The organism is Serratia sp. D1N4 (assembly GCF_054552755.1).
The window spans coordinates 340,284-355,760 of the sequence record NZ_CM137274.1 but is presented as its reverse complement, the minus strand read 5'-3'; the positions used below and the strand labels follow the sequence as shown (position 1 = coordinate 355,760).

Here is a 15,477-nt window from a genome sequence, read left to right as displayed (position 1 = left end):
TCCTTAGCGATTCAGTTGGGGGAATTATTACGAAATAGGGGTTAATTGCAAATTACCGCGACTCAGATCACGTAATTTATTCCCAAATACCTCAACACCTGTTGCTGGTAAGGCCAGATGCAGCATCACTGCGGCACCATATTCCCCATGTACAATCCGCCCTTCACTTTGCTGCAGCAAATTCTCTACCAGCGCCAACTGCGCATAGTCACACTGCAAAGTATATTCGGCCTGTGGAACCTTGCTACTGACAACCAATTGTTTCAGTGCCTGCTGAACACCACTACCATAAGCTTTCACTAACCCACCGGTTCCCAGTTTGATACCGCCGTAGTAACGCACTACCACAGCGGTTATCTCACCAATCCCACTGCCCATCAACTGCGCAAGGATCGGTTTACCCGCGGTCCCCGAAGGTTCACCGTCATCAGAGAAACCTAATTGCTGTGAATCATCAGGTGCCCCGGCAACAAACGCCCAGCAATGATGCCGAGCGGTGGGATATTCCTCACGAACCTGCTGGATAAAGGCTTTGGCCGCATCGACTCCGCAGGTTGGTGCCAGCAGAGTGATAAAACGGCTCTTCTTTATCTCTTCACTAACGCTGATCACAGCGCTAGGGATCGGGTAAGGCTGCATCAGGCCAGATTCAGATCGCGCGTCATGTTCTCAATACGCTTCTCATGAATCACGATATTGTCCTCAATGCGGATACCACCGTAGGGTTTCAGCGCATCAATGCGATCCCAGGAAAAGTGTTTACTGAACTCACCACTACGCCATGGAGCCAACAGTGATTCAATAAAATACAATCCTGGCTCAATAGTCAGCACCATACCCGGTTGCAACACTCGGGTACAACGCAGGAAAGGATATTTTGCCGGTGCTGGCAGATGGGTACCGTGTTCATCCTGCATAAAGCCAGCAGTATCATGCACCTGCAAGCCAAGAGGATGGCCCAGGCCATGCGGCAGGAATGGGCAGGTAATGCCCTGCTCAACCATCGCCTCTTCGCTGATGCCACTCACCAGCTTATGGTTTTTGAGCAGCTTGGCGATACGCTGATGCATTTGCACATGGTAATCGGTATAGCGCACACCAGATTTTATGGTGCCAATCAATGCCAGCTGTTCGTCGTTAAGATCTTTCACCAGATGAGCGAATGCATTACCACTCTGGCCCGCATAAGTGCGCGTCAGATCGGCGGCATAGCCGTTGTACTCAGCCCCGGCATCGAGCAGGAAACTACGGGCTTCAGCAGGTGGTTGATGATCCAGCTTGGTGTAATGCAGTACCGCCGCATGTTCATTCAGGGCGACAATGTTGTCGTAAGGGACATCGGTATCGCGGTGACCGGTTGCCGTCAAGTACGCGAGATTGATATCAAACTCGCTCATGCCAGACATAAAAGCCTCATGCGCGGCGCGATGGCCCATCACGGCAGTTTTCTGCGCTTCACGCATGCAAGCCAGTTCATAGCCGGTTTTGATCGAGCGATGGAAATCGAGGTAATTCAGTACCGCTTTCGGATTGATATTCTCAGAAACAATACCGAGATCGCGTGCACGCTGCTGGGCATAGCCGATATAGCCTACACGTTCGCGCTGTGATGGCAGCTTACTGGCGATATCGTCAGCATTAACCAGCGGCTGCATTTCGACAGATTGGGTCCAGAAACTGTCCGGCAGTGGCTCGACGCTGTGCCAGTAATCTACCGGGGAATAGAACCAGAGCTTCGGTTTGTTAACGCCATCCACCCACAGCCAACAGTTCGGCACGGAAGTCACCGGCACCCAGGCTTTAAAGTTCGCATTCACTTTAAACGGATAGTGGTGATCATCCAAGAAAACCCGTTGCAGTTCCCCGGAGTGGATCAGCAACGCATCCAAGTTATTGCGTTCTAACACTTCACGCGCCCGCTTTTGCAGCGTTGCCAGGTGATCGTTATACAAAGAAGCCAGCGTTTCCATCACAGTACCCTTATACCCTCAAAACGGAATGCGCCATCTTAACACACTGCATCGGCGCTCCAACCCCATCTCCTCTGGCATGCGGAGAGCTTCGCAAACCTGCTGCAAATGCATTGCATCTCGCGTTCAGTCTTTTAGCAACGCGTTTTAACTTACGTATTTATCGTTCTCAGCAGGAAAAATAACCTATATTTATATCAATGGATTACTCATCTTCCATGTGATCAATCCTGCAAATACGCAATCTTTTATTTGCATATTATTAACATAAAAACCACACTCCTCATCATCTGGTCATACCAGATCATCTGCGCTGATTCAGGAGATAGACATGCTCTACCAAGGCGAAACATTACAAGTACACTGGCTCGAAAACGGTATCGCCGAGCTGGTGTTCAACGCACCTGGCTCGATCAACAAACTGGATACCAGCACCGTTGCCAGCCTGGGCGCGGCACTTGAGGTGCTGGAAAAGCAAACCGAGCTGAAAGGGTTGCTGCTGCGTTCTTCCAAAGCCGCCTTTATTGTCGGCGCTGATATCACCGAATTCCTTTCGTTATTTGCCGCACCGGCTGAAAAACTGCATGAATGGCTGGTATTTGCCAACAGTGTTTTCAACCGCTTGGAAGATTTACCGGTACCGACCATTGCAGCCATCAATGGTTATGCGCTCGGCGGGGGCTGTGAATGTATCCTGGCGACTGATTTCCGTGTTGCCTCTCCAGATGCCCGCATCGGCCTGCCTGAAACCAAGCTTGGCATCATGCCGGGTTTCGGCGGTTCGGTACGTTTGCCACGCCTGCTGGGGAATGACAGCGCGCTGGAGATCATTGCGGCAGGCAAAGACATCGGGGCTAAAGAGGCGCTGAAAGTCGGCCTGGTCGATGCCGTAGTGGCAACAGAAAAACTGGTGGAAGCCGCCCTGAAGATGCTGAAACAGGCGATCGATGGCCAGCTCGATTGGCGTGCTCACCGTCAACCGAAGTTAGAACCATTGAAACTGAGCCCAATCGAAGCGGCGATGAGTTTCACCACAGCCAAAGGCATGGTGCTGCAAACTGCGGGTAAGCATTATCCGGCACCGATGGTCGCAATAAAAACCATTGAAGCCGCTGCAAAACTGGGCCGTGACGAAGCGCTGAAGCTCGAAACCGCCAGCTTTGTGCCTTTAGCGCGATCCAATGAGGCTCGTGCTTTGGTGGGCATTTTCCTTAACGATCAGTTTGTGAAGGGCCATGCGAAGAAGCTGGCGAAAAATGCCGAAGCACCAAAACAGGCTGCAGTCTTGGGCGCCGGGATCATGGGCGGTGGTATTGCTTACCAATCAGCGCTGAAGGGCGTACCGGTCATCATGAAAGACATTAATGACAAATCCCTGACGCTCGGCATGAATGAAGCCGCCAAACTGCTGAATAAACAACTGGAACGTGGCAAGTTGGATGGTTTGAAGATGGCGCAGGTGCTGTCCACCATTCAGCCCCGGCTGGATTATGCCGGTATTGAACGGGCCCAGTTGATTGTTGAAGCGGTGGTAGAAAACCCGAAAGTGAAGGCTGCCGTGCTAGCCGAAGTGGAAGGGTTGATCGGTGAAAATGTCGTGTTGGCCTCTAACACCTCAACCATCCCGATTACTCAACTGGCCAAATCGTTGAAGCGCCCACAAAACTTCTGCGGTATGCACTTCTTCAACCCGGTCCATCGCATGCCGCTGGTCGAAATTATTCGCGGTGAGCAAACCAGCGACAGCACCATTGCTGCCGTGGTGGCTTATGCCACCCGCATGGGTAAAACGCCGATTGTGGTCAACGATTGCCCTGGCTTTTTTGTCAACCGCGTACTGTTCCCCTACTTTGCCGGTTTCAGCCTGCTGCTGCGTGACGGCGCTGACTTCCGCCAGATCGACAAAGTGATGGAAAAACAGTTCGGCTGGCCGATGGGCCCGGCTTATCTGCTGGATGTCGTCGGCATTGATACCGCTCACCACGCTCAGGCCGTGATGGCCGCCGGCTTCCCTGAGCGGATGAGTAAAGATTACCGCGATGCAGTCGACGTGATGTTCGACAACCAGCGTTTTGGGCAGAAAAACCAGTTGGGCTTCTACCGTTACAGCCAAGACAGCAAAGGTAAGCCGCGTAAGGATAACGACGAGCAGAGCGATGCATTGCTGGCCGAAGTGAGCCAACCGGCACAAGCCATTAGCAGCGACGAGATCATCGCCCGCATGATGATCCCGATGATCAACGAAGTGGTGCGTTGCCTGGAAGAAGGTATTGTCGCCAGCCCGGCAGAAGCCGATATGGCGCTGGTGTATGGTCTTGGCTTCCCACCGTTTCACGGTGGCGTGTTCCGTTATCTGGATACGCTTGGCAGCACCCATTACGTCGAAATGGCGCAGCGTTATGCTCACCTTGGCGCGCTATATCAAGTGCCAGCAGGTCTGCGTGCCAAAGCAGAGCGCAATGAAAGCTACTATCCGGTGGTGGCAGCGGCGCTGTCTGATATCTCCACTGGCCAACCGGCATGAGGTCATAAAGATGGAAAATGTAGTTATTGTTGATGCCGTACGTACGCCGATGGGCCGCTCAAAAGGCGGTGCCTTCCGCCAGGTACGCGCTGAAGATCTCTCCGCTCACCTGATGCGTGCCGTGCTGAGCCGCAACCCGGCGCTGAATGCCGCCGAGATTGACGATATTTACTGGGGCTGTGTGCAACAAACGCTGGAGCAGGGTTTTAACATCGCCCGTAACGCTGCACTGCTGGCAGAAATTCCCCACCGCGTACCGGCAGTGACGGTGAATCGCCTGTGTGGTTCATCCATGCAGGCGCTGCACGATGCCGCTCGCGCTATTATGGTGGGTGACGCACAGGTCAGCCTGATTGGCGGCGTTGAGCATATGGGCCACGTGCCAATGAGTCATGGTGTCGACTTCCATCCAGGCTTGAGCCGTACCGTGGCCAAAGCCGCCGGAATGATGGGCCTCACCGCAGAAATGCTGGCCAAGATCCATGGCATCAGCCGTGAAATGCAGGATGAGTTCGCCGCACGTTCACATCAGCGCGCACATGCCGCCACTTTGGCCGGGTACTTCAAAAATGAAATTGTCCCCACCAGCGGCCATGACGCCGACGGCGTGCTGACGCGTTACGATTATGACGAAGTGATCCGCCCGGAAACCACCGTCACCAGCCTCGCCGCATTACGCCCGGCATTTGACCCGGTGAATGGCACCGTTACGGCAGGCAGCTCTTCGGCATTGTCCGACGGCGCCTCTGCCATGTTGATTATGAGCGAATCGCGCGCTAAAGCGTTGGGTTTGAAAGCCCGCGCGCGTATCCGTTCGATGGCCGTTGTCGGGTGCGATCCTTCCATCATGGGTTACGGGCCGGTGCCTGCCAGTAAACTTGCGCTGAAACGCGCAGGTCTAAGCGTGCAGGATATCGGTCTGTTTGAACTGAATGAAGCTTTTGCTGCCCAGTCTCTGCCCTGCATCAAAGATCTTGGGTTGCTGGAAAGTATGGACGATAAAGTTAACCTGAACGGCGGCGCGATCGCGCTCGGCCACCCGCTGGGCTGTTCCGGTTCACGTATCTCCACCACCCTGCTGAATAATATGGAACGCCGCGATGTGCAGTTCGGCCTGGCGACCATGTGCATCGGCCTGGGTCAGGGGATCGCAACGGTGTTTGAACGCGTTTAGCTGTGTCTGATTGAACGCCCGCCAAGGCGGGCATTCCAAGAGTTTAGTTGTCGTACTTCCCGCCTGTCAGGGGCGGGTTTTTTATGCCCAAAATCCGCACCGGCCCCAATAAAAACGGGGCGCGCTTGGCGACCCCATTTTTACTGCTGCGTACTTGATTAGATAAACGAGAAAGCATCACCATACATATGCGCTTCTAAAGCGCCGCGCTCGGCACAGAAACGCTCGCGGGCAATCTTCGCCATCTCGAAACGGCCAGCAATATAGATGTCATGCTCTGCCAGTGAACCGAAATCCTGCAATACCGCGCTTAATACGGTACCGCTGCGGCCACGCCAGTCACTCTCTGGCTGTTCCACCACCGGGATCACCTTCAGATTAGGGTACTGCATCGAAAGGTTTTTCAGTTCGCTGAGATCATAAAGGTGCTTCAGTTCACGCCCGCCCCAGTAAATGGAGATTTCACGATCTGGCTGCCGCTCCAGCGCAGCCAGCAGGATAGAACGGGCATAAGAATACCCGGTTCCACCCGCAATCAGCACCAGCGGGCGGTTCCCCTCTTCACGCAGCCAGGCATCGCCGTGCGGAATATCCACGGTGATCGCCTGCTCTTTGAGGATTCGCTCCATCACCGCCATTGCGTACAGATTCAGTTCCGAAGCACCGATGTGCAATTCGATATAGTCTTGCTGTGCAGGTGTCGAAGCAAGAGAGAACGGACGTTTATCACGCTCGTCCATCACTACCATCAAGTATTGCCCTGCCTGGAACGAAAACGATCCTTCAGGTACTAAACGTACCCGATAAACGGTATCGGTAATGGCCTCTACGGAGGTCACTTTACAGCTCAATATTGTCATGCGTTCCCTCTGTCGGGTCATCAATGCAAAGCTGAGTACAAAGCCTGACGCTACAACGTCGGTTCTCTGTCACTGAATATGGCGAGTTCGTCCCAGATTTCATCGATGCGCGCACACACCTTTTCATCCATCTTAATCGGACGGCCCCACTCACGCTGGGTTTCTCCCGGCCACTTATTGGTGGCATCCAGGCCCATTTTCGAGCCAAGACCAGAAACTGGCGAAGCGAAATCCAGATAATCAATCGGGGTATTCTCCACCAAGACGGTATCCCTTGCCGGATCCATGCGGGTGGTAATAGCCCAAATCACGTCATTCCAGTCGCGCGCATTCACGTCGTCATCGCACACGATAACAAACTTGGTATACATGAATTGGCGCAGGAAAGACCAGACCCCCATCATTACGCGTTTGGCATGCCCAGCATACTGTTTTTTGATGGTAACTACCGCCAGACGGTAGGAACACCCTTCCGGTGGCAGATAGAAATCCACAATTTCCGGGAACTGTTTTTGCAGGATCGGCACAAAGACTTCATTGAGCGCTACGCCCAAAATCGCCGGTTCATCCGGCGGCCGGCCGGTATAGGTCGAGTGATAAATCGCGTTCCGCCGCTGGGTAATATGGGTGACGGTAAATACTGGGAAGTGGTCAATCTCGTTGTAGTAACCGGTGTGGTCGCCGTATGGGCCTTCTGGTGCCATCTCACCCGGATCGATATAGCCTTCCAGCACAATTTCGGCGCTGGCAGGAACTTCAAGATCGTTAGAGAGGCATTTGACCACTTCGGTCTTGTTGCCGCGCAGCAGCCCGGCGAACGCATACTCGGAAAGGTTATCCGGCACCGGCGTGACTGCGCCGAGAATGGTGGCAGGATCGGCTCCCAAGGCAACCGCGACCGGGAAACGCTCACCGGGATGGGTCTGACACCATTCCAGATAATCCAGCGCGCCACCGCGATGCGAAAGCCAACGCATAATCAGCTTGTTCTTGCCCAGCACCTGCTGGCGATAGATGCCGAGATTCTGGCGCTCTTTGTGCGGGCCACGCGTCACGGTCAGCCCCCAGGTTACCAGTGGTGCGGCATCTTCCGGCCAGCAATGCATAATCGGGATACGGCCCAGATCAACATCATCACCCTGCCAAACCTGTTCCTGACAGGGCGCGGAACCCAACACCTTGGTCGGCATGTTGAGCACTTGCTTGAATTTGGGGATTTTATCGAACAGATCGCGGAAGCCTTTCGGCGGTTCCGGCTCTTTGAGGAACGCCAGCAGCTTGCCGACTTCACGCAGCGCGCTGACGTCTTCCTGGCCCATGCCCATCGCCACGCGCTGGGTGGTACCGAACAGATTACACAGCACCGGCATGTCGTAACCTTTCGGGTTCTCGAACAGCAGCGCCGGGCCGCCCGCACGCAGGGTACGATCGGCGATTTCTGTCATTTCCAGATAAGGATCAATCGGCTGGCTGATGCGTTTTAATTCCCCTCTCTTTTCCAGCAACGAGAGGAAATCGCGTAAGTCACGGTATTTCATGATGATCATTATAACGGCCAGTGAGGAGGGCATTATAAGCCCTCTTCACAGTTGTTGCTGCAATTTTGTTAAACAGCGCTCGGCGGTTCAATGGCAGGTAAAGGGCACTAACGGGCGTAATGCCTGCGTGTCATGATATTCCTGCGTTTCCACGCCATGGCGGAACACCTTGAAACCCTGCTGCTTGGCACTAAAGTAATGCAGATCATTACCGCTGACATACAGCAAGCTGCCTTCACGCAGTGCCACCACCGACTCGCTCGGGTTAACCGCACAAAACTCGGCCAGCCGCTCATCACGGGTTTCCCCCATGTGGCCACTGAGATGAGCATCGATATAGTGCGGGTTAATCTGTAGCGGGAACAGACCCAGGGCGGGCAATACGACGCTGTTACGCACCGGCATATCGTTGGTGGTACGGATACTCGGTGTCGCCACGTTGCAACCCGCGCTCCAACCCACGTAAGGCACGTTGCGTTCACGCACCGCGCGCTGGATCGGCACAATCAGGCCATTTTCGTGCAACATCTGGTTCAGCATCCAGGTATTGCCGCCGCTGATCAGAATGCATTCGGCCTGCGCAATCGCCACCGCCGGAGACTCGGCATGATGAATGCTGGTGACCTTGATACCCAACGCCTGGGTTAGCTCTTGCGCTCGCTGATCGTAATCGCTGCGGATCAGGGCATAAGGGATTAATACCGCAGAGGCGATCTTACAGCGTTCAATCATCGCCAACAGTTGGTTTTTGGCATAACCGAGCAGTTCGGCTTCACCGGAAAGTTTGCCGTTACTCAGCAGAAATAGCTCCATATCTCTCCCTCAATTCAGAAATGATAATAACGTCACATTGGTCATCTGACACGCCAACCATACTGTGACAGTAACAAACTTAAAGCCTACTGTTATACCTGAGCAGGGTAGATAAGTGTGTGATATTCCCCTGACTGCCAAATATTCATACAGATAGAGATTGTCACAGACAGATAAGCCGCGTTACTAGGTATCCGTTGCGGCTTTTGCTATGCTTACTGGCTGACAGAAAGGCATGTGAAATTATGGAATCTTGGTATTTACTTTATTGTAAGCGTGGCCAACTTTTACGGGCACAGGAACACTTGGTACGGCAAGAAGTGAACTGTCTGAGCCCGATTATCACGCTGGAAAAGATCGTACGTGGTAAGCGTATTGCGGTCGATGAGCCGTTATTTCCCAACTATCTGTTCGTCGAGTTCGATCCAGAGCGCATTCATACCACCACGATCAGCGCAACGCGAGGTGTCAGCCACTTTGTGCGTTTTGGGGCTTTACCGGCGCTTATTCCGCTACAGGTTATTGAAGAGCTTCAGGCACACAGTGATGAACACTATGTCGATCCGCAAACCCCACAGCCGGGCGATGCCGTGTTGATTACCAACGGGGTCTTCGAAGGCTTAAAGGCGATCTACACCGAACCGGACGGTGAAACCCGCTCCATGCTGTTGCTCAATCTGATCAACAAACAGGTAAGCCAAAGTATTGATAACCGGCAATTCCAGAAACTGTAATGCAAACAGGCACCCAAGGGTGCCTGTTTGGTATTGGCCGATTAGCGCCGCATCGCATCCTCATGCAGCCACTGCGCAACACGCTTGGCGAAATAGGTCAGCACACCATCTGCCCCCGCACGCTTGAAGCACATCAGGGATTCCATCACCGCCGGTTGTTCCTGCAACCAACCGTTCTGAATCGCAGCCATGTGCATCGCATATTCACCAGAAACCTGATAGGCGAAGGTCGGTACGCCGAAGGTATCTTTCACGCGGCGCACCACGTCCAGATACGGCATCCCCGGTTTCACCATCACCATATCCGCCCCTTCCTGCAGATCTTGGGCAATTTCCTGTAACGCTTCATCGCTGTTGGCCGGATCCATCTGATAGGTCTTCTTGTTGCCGCCTTTCAGGTTACCGCTCGAACCCAGCGCATCGCGGAACGGGCCGTAATAGCAGGAAGCATACTTGGCGGAATAGGCCATGATCTGGGTATTGACCAGGCCTTGCAGTTCCAGCCGATCGCGGATCGCCCCGATACGGCCATCCATCATATCGCTGGGTGCCACGATCTCGGCACCGGCTTCCGCATGGGACAGCGCCTGACGCACCAGAATCTCTTTGCTGATGTCGTTGATCACATAACCCTGCTCGTCGATCACTCCGTCCTGCCCGTGAGTGGTGTACGGATCGAGCGCCACATCGGTCAGGATCCCCAGCTCAGGCACGGCATCTTTCAGCGCACGCACGGTACGCTGCACCAGGCCATCCGGGTTATAGGCCTCTTCCGCATGCAGTGACTTCAGAGCGGGTTCAATCACCGGGAACAGGGAGATCACCGGCACGCCCAATTTGGCGATGGTTTCCGCCTCTTTGATCAGCAGATCGATAGTCATACGCGATACACCGGGCATCGATGCGACGGCTTCCTGACGATTGCTGCCTTCCATAACGAATACCGGGTAAATCAGATCATTCACCGTCACTTGATTTTCGGCCATCAGGCGACGGCTGAAATCATGACGGCGTAGGCGGCGCATACGGCGGCCAGGGAAAGTGCCCGGAAATGCATAACTCATGGTTTTCTCCTTGCTCATACCAGCCGGAACAACCGGCGGGCGTTTTCATCGGTTATCCTGCCCAGCCACTCAGGGTCTTCCTGTCGCCAGGCAGCAACCTGCCGGACAATGTGGGGCAGAAAACAGGGTTCGTTGCGGCGAGATGCTGGCTTTGGCTGCAAATCCCGTGGCAATAGATAGGGGGCGTCGGTTTCCAGCAGCAGACGATCGGCAGGGATGTGCGGCAGCAGCGCCCGCAATTCCAAGCCACGGCGCTCATCGCACACCCAGCCGGTGATACCGATCGACAGGCCCAGAGCCAGACAACCTGCCAGTTCTTCCGCCGTGCCGGTAAAGCAGTGCACTACTGCGGCAGGCAGTTTATCCAACCAGGGTGTCAGCAGCGCGGCAAAACGTGCGTGTGCTTCGCGGCAATGCAGGAATACCGGCATATTGAGTTCTGCCGCCAACGCCAGTTGGGCATTGAATGCCGCTTCCTGCTCCGCCGGGGTGGAAAAGTTGCGGTTAAAATCCAGCCCGCATTCACCGATCGCCACCACCTCGGGCCGCAACGCAAGCTGGCGGATTTGCTGCGCCACCTCTTCGTTCCAACTGCTGGCATGATGCGGATGCACACCGGCAGTAGACCAGCAATAAGCGCGCTGTTGCTGAGACAACGTACTGGCAGCCTCGCTTTCCTGCAGGTTGGTGCCGGTAATCAGCAGGCCGGTAACGCCCGCTGCGCGTGCGCGTTCAACCACCTGTGGAGCATCTTTGGCAAATTGTGAACTGGTCAGGTTAACGCCGATATCAAACATGGTTTTTCCAAAGCAAAAACCGCCCATCAGGGCGGCTCATTGAATAACAAAGATCAAACGGCAGGCGGCTCTTCTTCACCTTCGTCTTCTTCTGCAGGCTTACGCCGTTTCCCTACGTAGAAACGGGCGCAAAATACCCCCACTTCAAACAATAGGTACATCGGGATCGCCAACAGGGTTTGCGAGAACACGTCCGGCGGCGTTAACAACATGCCGACCACGAACGCGCCAACCAGCACATACGGGCGTTTCTTACGCAGATCGTCCGGCGTGGTCACACCGCTCCAGCACAGCAGAACGATGGCAACCGGCACCTCAAATGCCACGCCAAACGCCATAAACAGCGCCATGACAAAGTTGAGATAGTTGTTGATATCGGTAGCAATTAGCACTCCAACCGGCGCCGTTTTGGCAAAGAAACCAAAAGCCAGCGGGAACACGATAAAATAGGCAAACGCCATGCCGAGATAAAACAACAGGCTGCTGGACACCAGCAAAGGCATCATCAGGCGGCGCTCGTGTTTGTACAGCGCGGGGGCGATAAAGGCCCAGACCTGATAGAGAATGACCGGCGCGGAGAGGATCACCGAAACCATCATCGTTAACTTAATCGGGGTAAAGAACGGTGAGGCCACATCGGTGGCAATCATGCTCGCCCCGGCAGGCAATTGTTTGATCAGCGGCGCAGACACCAACTGATAAATGTCATTGGCGAAAAACACCAACACGATAAAGATCACCAGCACGCTGATAATCGAATTCAACAGCCGCTTACGCAGTTCGATCAAATGACTGATAAGCGGTTGGGTATCTTCAACGGCCATGTTTTAACGTTCGCCACTAGGTTGTTGAGACGCAGGGATTTTATCCGCCACCGGCTCTTGAATGGACTGCGTTGCAGGGGCTGGCGTCACGGGCTCCGTTGCAGCAACAGTTTCCACAACGGGCGCAGGCACGGGTTCTGCGGTGTGCGGCACAGCGGCCGGTGCCGATGCAGTGGTTACCGCGTCCGCTGGAGTGACACCGTCGTGAATCGCTTCAGGGTCGGTCGCCACCGGGTTATGAATGGTGTGCGCTGGCTCGTTCGGATCGCTATGATAAGAACGCTTCAGCGACTCTGCCGCTTCTTTCAACTCATCCATGGATGCTTTGAGTTCCGGCGTCAGATTCTGCAAGCCGGCACTCTCCACCTTCTTCAGGCTTTCCTGCAATTCCTGCAGTTTCAACTCCTGCGAAAGCTCATTTTGCACCGAAGCCGCCAGCGAGCGCAGCGCCCGGATCCAGCCCGCAACTGTTCTGACCGCCACCGGCAAGCGTTCCGGCCCGAGCACAACCAGGCCGATTACCATCACCAGCAGCAGTTCACCAAACCCAATGTCAAACACGGTTTATACCTGCTCTTTGTTCTTCGACTCTTCGGTGGTTTTCACTTCCGGCTGCTTATCGGTGATAGGCTTGGCCGTAAAGTCAGCATCATCCAGGCTGCTTTTCTCAGCCGTGTTAGCCGGTGGCGTATTGTCGTCGCCGATCGCCTTCTTGAAGCCTTTGATTGATGCACCGAGATCGGATCCCAGCGTACGGAGCTTTTTGGTACCAAACAGCAGCACCACGATCACCGCGATGATCAACAATTGCGTAATACTAATACCGCCCATTCCAATAGCCTCTAGATTAAAGGGTTACTCCATGTTGCCGCATTATACCCTTTTCATCTTTCAATGGGATATGCAACAACGTATAACCAGATTTTGACTTCATTCAGGTGGTGCGCTTCCAACCCACGCACCAGGCGATCACACCACCAGCAATCAACCATAAAGGAAACACTTCGACGTCTCCCAACAGCAAAATCGTACCACTGACTAACAGTGTAGCGCCAACCCCAAACAAATATCGTGATTGACCTTGGCGAATACGCTGCCCTTGCATCTGGCTGGTCAGCTTATCGACGCTTTGCTGCAACCGTTTATGCTGCTGCAAGCTATCGTAAAACAGTTCAGGTAACTCAGGCAGTTTCTCGGCCCAGTAAGGCGCTTTTTCTTTCAGCGCCCGGATCACGGCGGGGATCCCCACCTGATCGCGCAACCAGCTTTCCAGGAACGGCTTCGCCGTAGTCCAGAGATCCAGTTGCGGATAAAGCTGGCGGCCCAAGCCTTCAACATACAACAAGGTTTTCTGTAATAACACCAGTTGCGGCTGCACTTCCATATTGAAGCGGCGCGCCGTGTTGAACAGGTTGAGCAGCACATTACCAAACGAAATTTCCGCCAGCGGCTTTTCAAAAATCGGCTCACAGACGGTGCGGATGGCAAACTCAAAATCTTCTACGTTGGTATCACGCGGCACCCAGCCGGAATCGACGTGCAATTCCGCCACCTTGCGGTAGTCGCGGTTGAAAAAGGCAATAAAGTTTTCCGCCAGATAGCGCTTATCATCCTTGTTCAACGAGCCAACGATGCCACAGTCAATACCGATATAGCACGGATCATGCGGGTGTTCGTAGCTGACAAAAATATTGCCAGGGTGCATGTCGGCATGGAAGAAGCTGTCGCGGAACACCTGGGTAAAGAATACCTGTACGCCGCGCTCTGCCAGCAGCTTCATATTGGTGCCCTGCTGTTCCAAGGCTTCAATATCCGACACCGGGATGCCGTAAATCCGCTCCATCACCAGCACGCTTTCGCGGCAGTAATCGGAGTAAATTTCAGGCACGTAGAGCATCGGGCTGCCATCGAAATTGCGGCGTAGCTGGATGGCGTTGGCCGCTTCGCGCAGCAGATTCAGTTCGTCCAGCAGGGTTTTCTCGTACTCGCGCACCACTTCACGCGGGCGAAGACGGCGGCCATCCGGCATCAGCATCGGCACCCAACCCGCCAGGCGGTACATCAGGCGCACATCGGCCTTGATAATCGGCCCAATGTCCGGGCGGATCACTTTCAGTACCACTTCCTGCCCGGTAGTTTTCAAGCGTGCGGTATGCACTTGTGCGATGGAAGCGGAAGCCAGCGCCTGCTGATCGAAATCATCAAACCAGGTTTCCAGCGGGCCACCCATCGCCAGTTCGATATGTTGGCGGGCCAACGCGCCATCAAACGGCGCAACGCGGTCCTGCAACAGCGTCAGTTGATCGGCAATGTGCGGAGGAAACAAGTCACGGCGGGTCGACATCATCTGGCCGAACTTGATCCACACCGGGCCCAGTTCCTGCAACGCCAAACGCAGACGTTCGCCCAGCGGCATGTCTTTATGGCGATTCGGCATCCAGAACAGCAGGCGGCGGCCAAAACGCAATGGCCACGTCAGGCGCATTTTAGGGATCAGTTCATCCAAGCCGTAGCTGAGAAAAACGCGGATAATCAAATACAGGCGGCATAGTTCGCCAGGGGTCATCGTTTACCCTCCAACTTGTCCATTCGGGCAATCAGTGCTTCCGCACTACGGGCAGCGGCATCAACCTCTTCGTTAAACCACACCACTTCAAGCGGCCCGGGGGCCACGCGCCATTCTTCCGTCAAGGTTTCCGCCACATAATGCTGCTGGCGTTGTAAACCTGATTTAAACAGTTCGGCACCTTTACCGACAATCTGGCTGATCCCTTGCGCGGCGATGTCACCGATATAGGGTGCCAACCATTCCGCCGGATCCCATTCTGCCAGATCGAGCAGCGCCACCAGCTGTTGCACCACCTGAATATCGCCTTCGACGATCAGCTCACCGCTGCGCATCAGCGGCGAAAGCTGCTGGCGATCGCGCAATTTCAGCAGCACTGAAAGGCGGGTTTGCACCGTGCAATCCGCGCTGTCTTCAGACTGGCCGAGCACATCGACCCGTTGCTCGCTAAACACCAGCACCAGCGGCGCATTGAGTTCCTGCAATTCGATGCGCAACACTTTCCCCACCAGCCGCTGACGCGCGGCCTTCATGCTGCGATCGCGAAATAGCAGGCTATTGAGCGAAGTTTCCACTACGCCGGTCAGTAACGGGGTTAACAGCATTGGCATTT

At 54.5% G+C, this 15,477-nt stretch carries 15 protein-coding genes; 3 read left to right on the top strand and 12 right to left on the bottom strand.

Translation table 11 applies throughout. The features are described from left to right. Positions 1 to 27: 27 nt before the first annotated feature. Both ACX1CU_RS01565 and pepQ read right to left on the bottom strand, forming a co-directional pair. On the bottom strand, positions 28 to 639 hold the full coding sequence (locus ACX1CU_RS01565; protein ID WP_459400915.1) for an IMPACT family protein: 612 nt from the start codon (positions 637 to 639) through the stop codon (positions 28 to 30). After that, positions 639 to 1,970 carry a Xaa-Pro dipeptidase gene (pepQ, locus tag ACX1CU_RS01560; RefSeq protein WP_459400914.1) on the bottom strand — a complete coding sequence of 444 codons (1,332 nt, stop codon included), beginning with the start codon at positions 1,968 to 1,970 and terminating at the stop codon, positions 639 to 641. Before pepQ ends, ACX1CU_RS01565 begins: the two co-directional genes overlap by 1 nt. A gap of 331 nt (positions 1,971 to 2,301) precedes the next feature. Here pepQ and fadB point away from each other — a divergent pair, with 331 nt between their 5' ends. Beyond that, positions 2,302 to 4,494, top strand: coding sequence for a fatty acid oxidation complex subunit alpha FadB (fadB, locus tag ACX1CU_RS01555; protein ID WP_459400913.1), 2,193 nt, complete (start codon positions 2,302 to 2,304; stop codon positions 4,492 to 4,494). Between the two features lie 10 nt (positions 4,495 to 4,504). Beyond that, positions 4,505 to 5,668 (top strand): acetyl-CoA C-acyltransferase FadA, encoded by a 1,164-nt coding sequence (gene fadA / locus ACX1CU_RS01550; RefSeq protein WP_459400912.1) that lies wholly within the window; start codon positions 4,505 to 4,507, stop codon positions 5,666 to 5,668. A 158-nt stretch (positions 5,669 to 5,826) separates the two neighbouring features. Here the strand turns inward: fadA and fre are convergent, their stop codons facing one another. From fre to pepE, 3 genes are read right to left on the bottom strand one after another with little or no spacing between them, the layout of a single operon-like run. Further along, complete coding sequence (fre, locus tag ACX1CU_RS01545) at positions 5,827 to 6,528, bottom strand: NAD(P)H-flavin reductase (RefSeq protein ID WP_459400911.1); 702 nt, start codon at positions 6,526 to 6,528, stop codon at positions 5,827 to 5,829. Positions 6,529 to 6,578: 50 nt separating this feature from the next. Then, positions 6,579 to 8,099 (bottom strand): 4-hydroxy-3-polyprenylbenzoate decarboxylase, encoded by a 1,521-nt coding sequence (gene ubiD / locus ACX1CU_RS01540; protein WP_459400910.1) that lies wholly within the window; start codon positions 8,097 to 8,099, stop codon positions 6,579 to 6,581. 54 nt (positions 8,100 to 8,153) lie between these two features. After that, entirely contained in the window at positions 8,154 to 8,879 is a 726-nt protein-coding gene (gene pepE, locus ACX1CU_RS01535) for a dipeptidase PepE (protein ID WP_459400909.1), read from the bottom strand. A gap of 245 nt (positions 8,880 to 9,124) precedes the next feature. On the opposite strand from pepE, the gene rfaH reads away from it, so the two are divergent. Further along, entirely contained in the window at positions 9,125 to 9,613 is a 489-nt protein-coding gene (rfaH, locus tag ACX1CU_RS01530) for a transcription/translation regulatory transformer protein RfaH (protein ID WP_459400908.1), read from the top strand. A gap of 41 nt (positions 9,614 to 9,654) precedes the next feature. On the opposite strand, the gene hemB is transcribed toward rfaH, so the two are convergent. The 7 genes from hemB to ubiJ form a co-directional block, all read right to left on the bottom strand. Next, positions 9,655 to 10,677: a porphobilinogen synthase gene (gene hemB, locus ACX1CU_RS01525; RefSeq protein WP_459400907.1), complete on the bottom strand. Its 1,023-nt coding sequence runs from the start codon at positions 10,675 to 10,677 to the stop codon at positions 9,655 to 9,657. A gap of 14 nt (positions 10,678 to 10,691) precedes the next feature. Continuing rightward, positions 10,692 to 11,474: a 3'-5' ssDNA/RNA exonuclease TatD gene (gene tatD / locus ACX1CU_RS01520; protein WP_459400906.1), complete on the bottom strand. Its 783-nt coding sequence runs from the start codon at positions 11,472 to 11,474 to the stop codon at positions 10,692 to 10,694. 53 nt (positions 11,475 to 11,527) lie between these two features. Beyond that, the gene (tatC, locus tag ACX1CU_RS01515; protein ID WP_459400905.1) at positions 11,528 to 12,298 is read right to left on the bottom strand and encodes a Sec-independent protein translocase subunit TatC; all 771 of its coding nucleotides are present in this window, start codon (positions 12,296 to 12,298) and stop codon (positions 11,528 to 11,530) included. Between the two features lie 3 nt (positions 12,299 to 12,301). Continuing rightward, positions 12,302 to 12,859, bottom strand: a complete 558-nt coding sequence (gene tatB / locus ACX1CU_RS01510) for a Sec-independent protein translocase protein TatB (protein ID WP_459400904.1) — start codon at positions 12,857 to 12,859, stop codon at positions 12,302 to 12,304. A 3-nt stretch (positions 12,860 to 12,862) separates the two neighbouring features. Next, positions 12,863 to 13,129 (bottom strand): Sec-independent protein translocase subunit TatA, encoded by a 267-nt coding sequence (tatA, locus tag ACX1CU_RS01505; protein WP_459400903.1) that lies wholly within the window; start codon positions 13,127 to 13,129, stop codon positions 12,863 to 12,865. 103 nt (positions 13,130 to 13,232) lie between these two features. Then, positions 13,233 to 14,864 carry a ubiquinone biosynthesis regulatory protein kinase UbiB gene (gene ubiB / locus ACX1CU_RS01500; RefSeq protein WP_459400902.1) on the bottom strand — a complete coding sequence of 544 codons (1,632 nt, stop codon included), beginning with the start codon at positions 14,862 to 14,864 and terminating at the stop codon, positions 13,233 to 13,235. Beyond that, positions 14,861 to 15,469 (bottom strand): ubiquinone biosynthesis protein UbiJ, encoded by a 609-nt coding sequence (gene ubiJ, locus ACX1CU_RS01495; protein ID WP_459400901.1) that lies wholly within the window; start codon positions 15,467 to 15,469, stop codon positions 14,861 to 14,863. Before ubiJ ends, ubiB begins: the two co-directional genes overlap by 4 nt. Between the last annotated feature and the right edge of the window lie 8 nt (positions 15,470 to 15,477).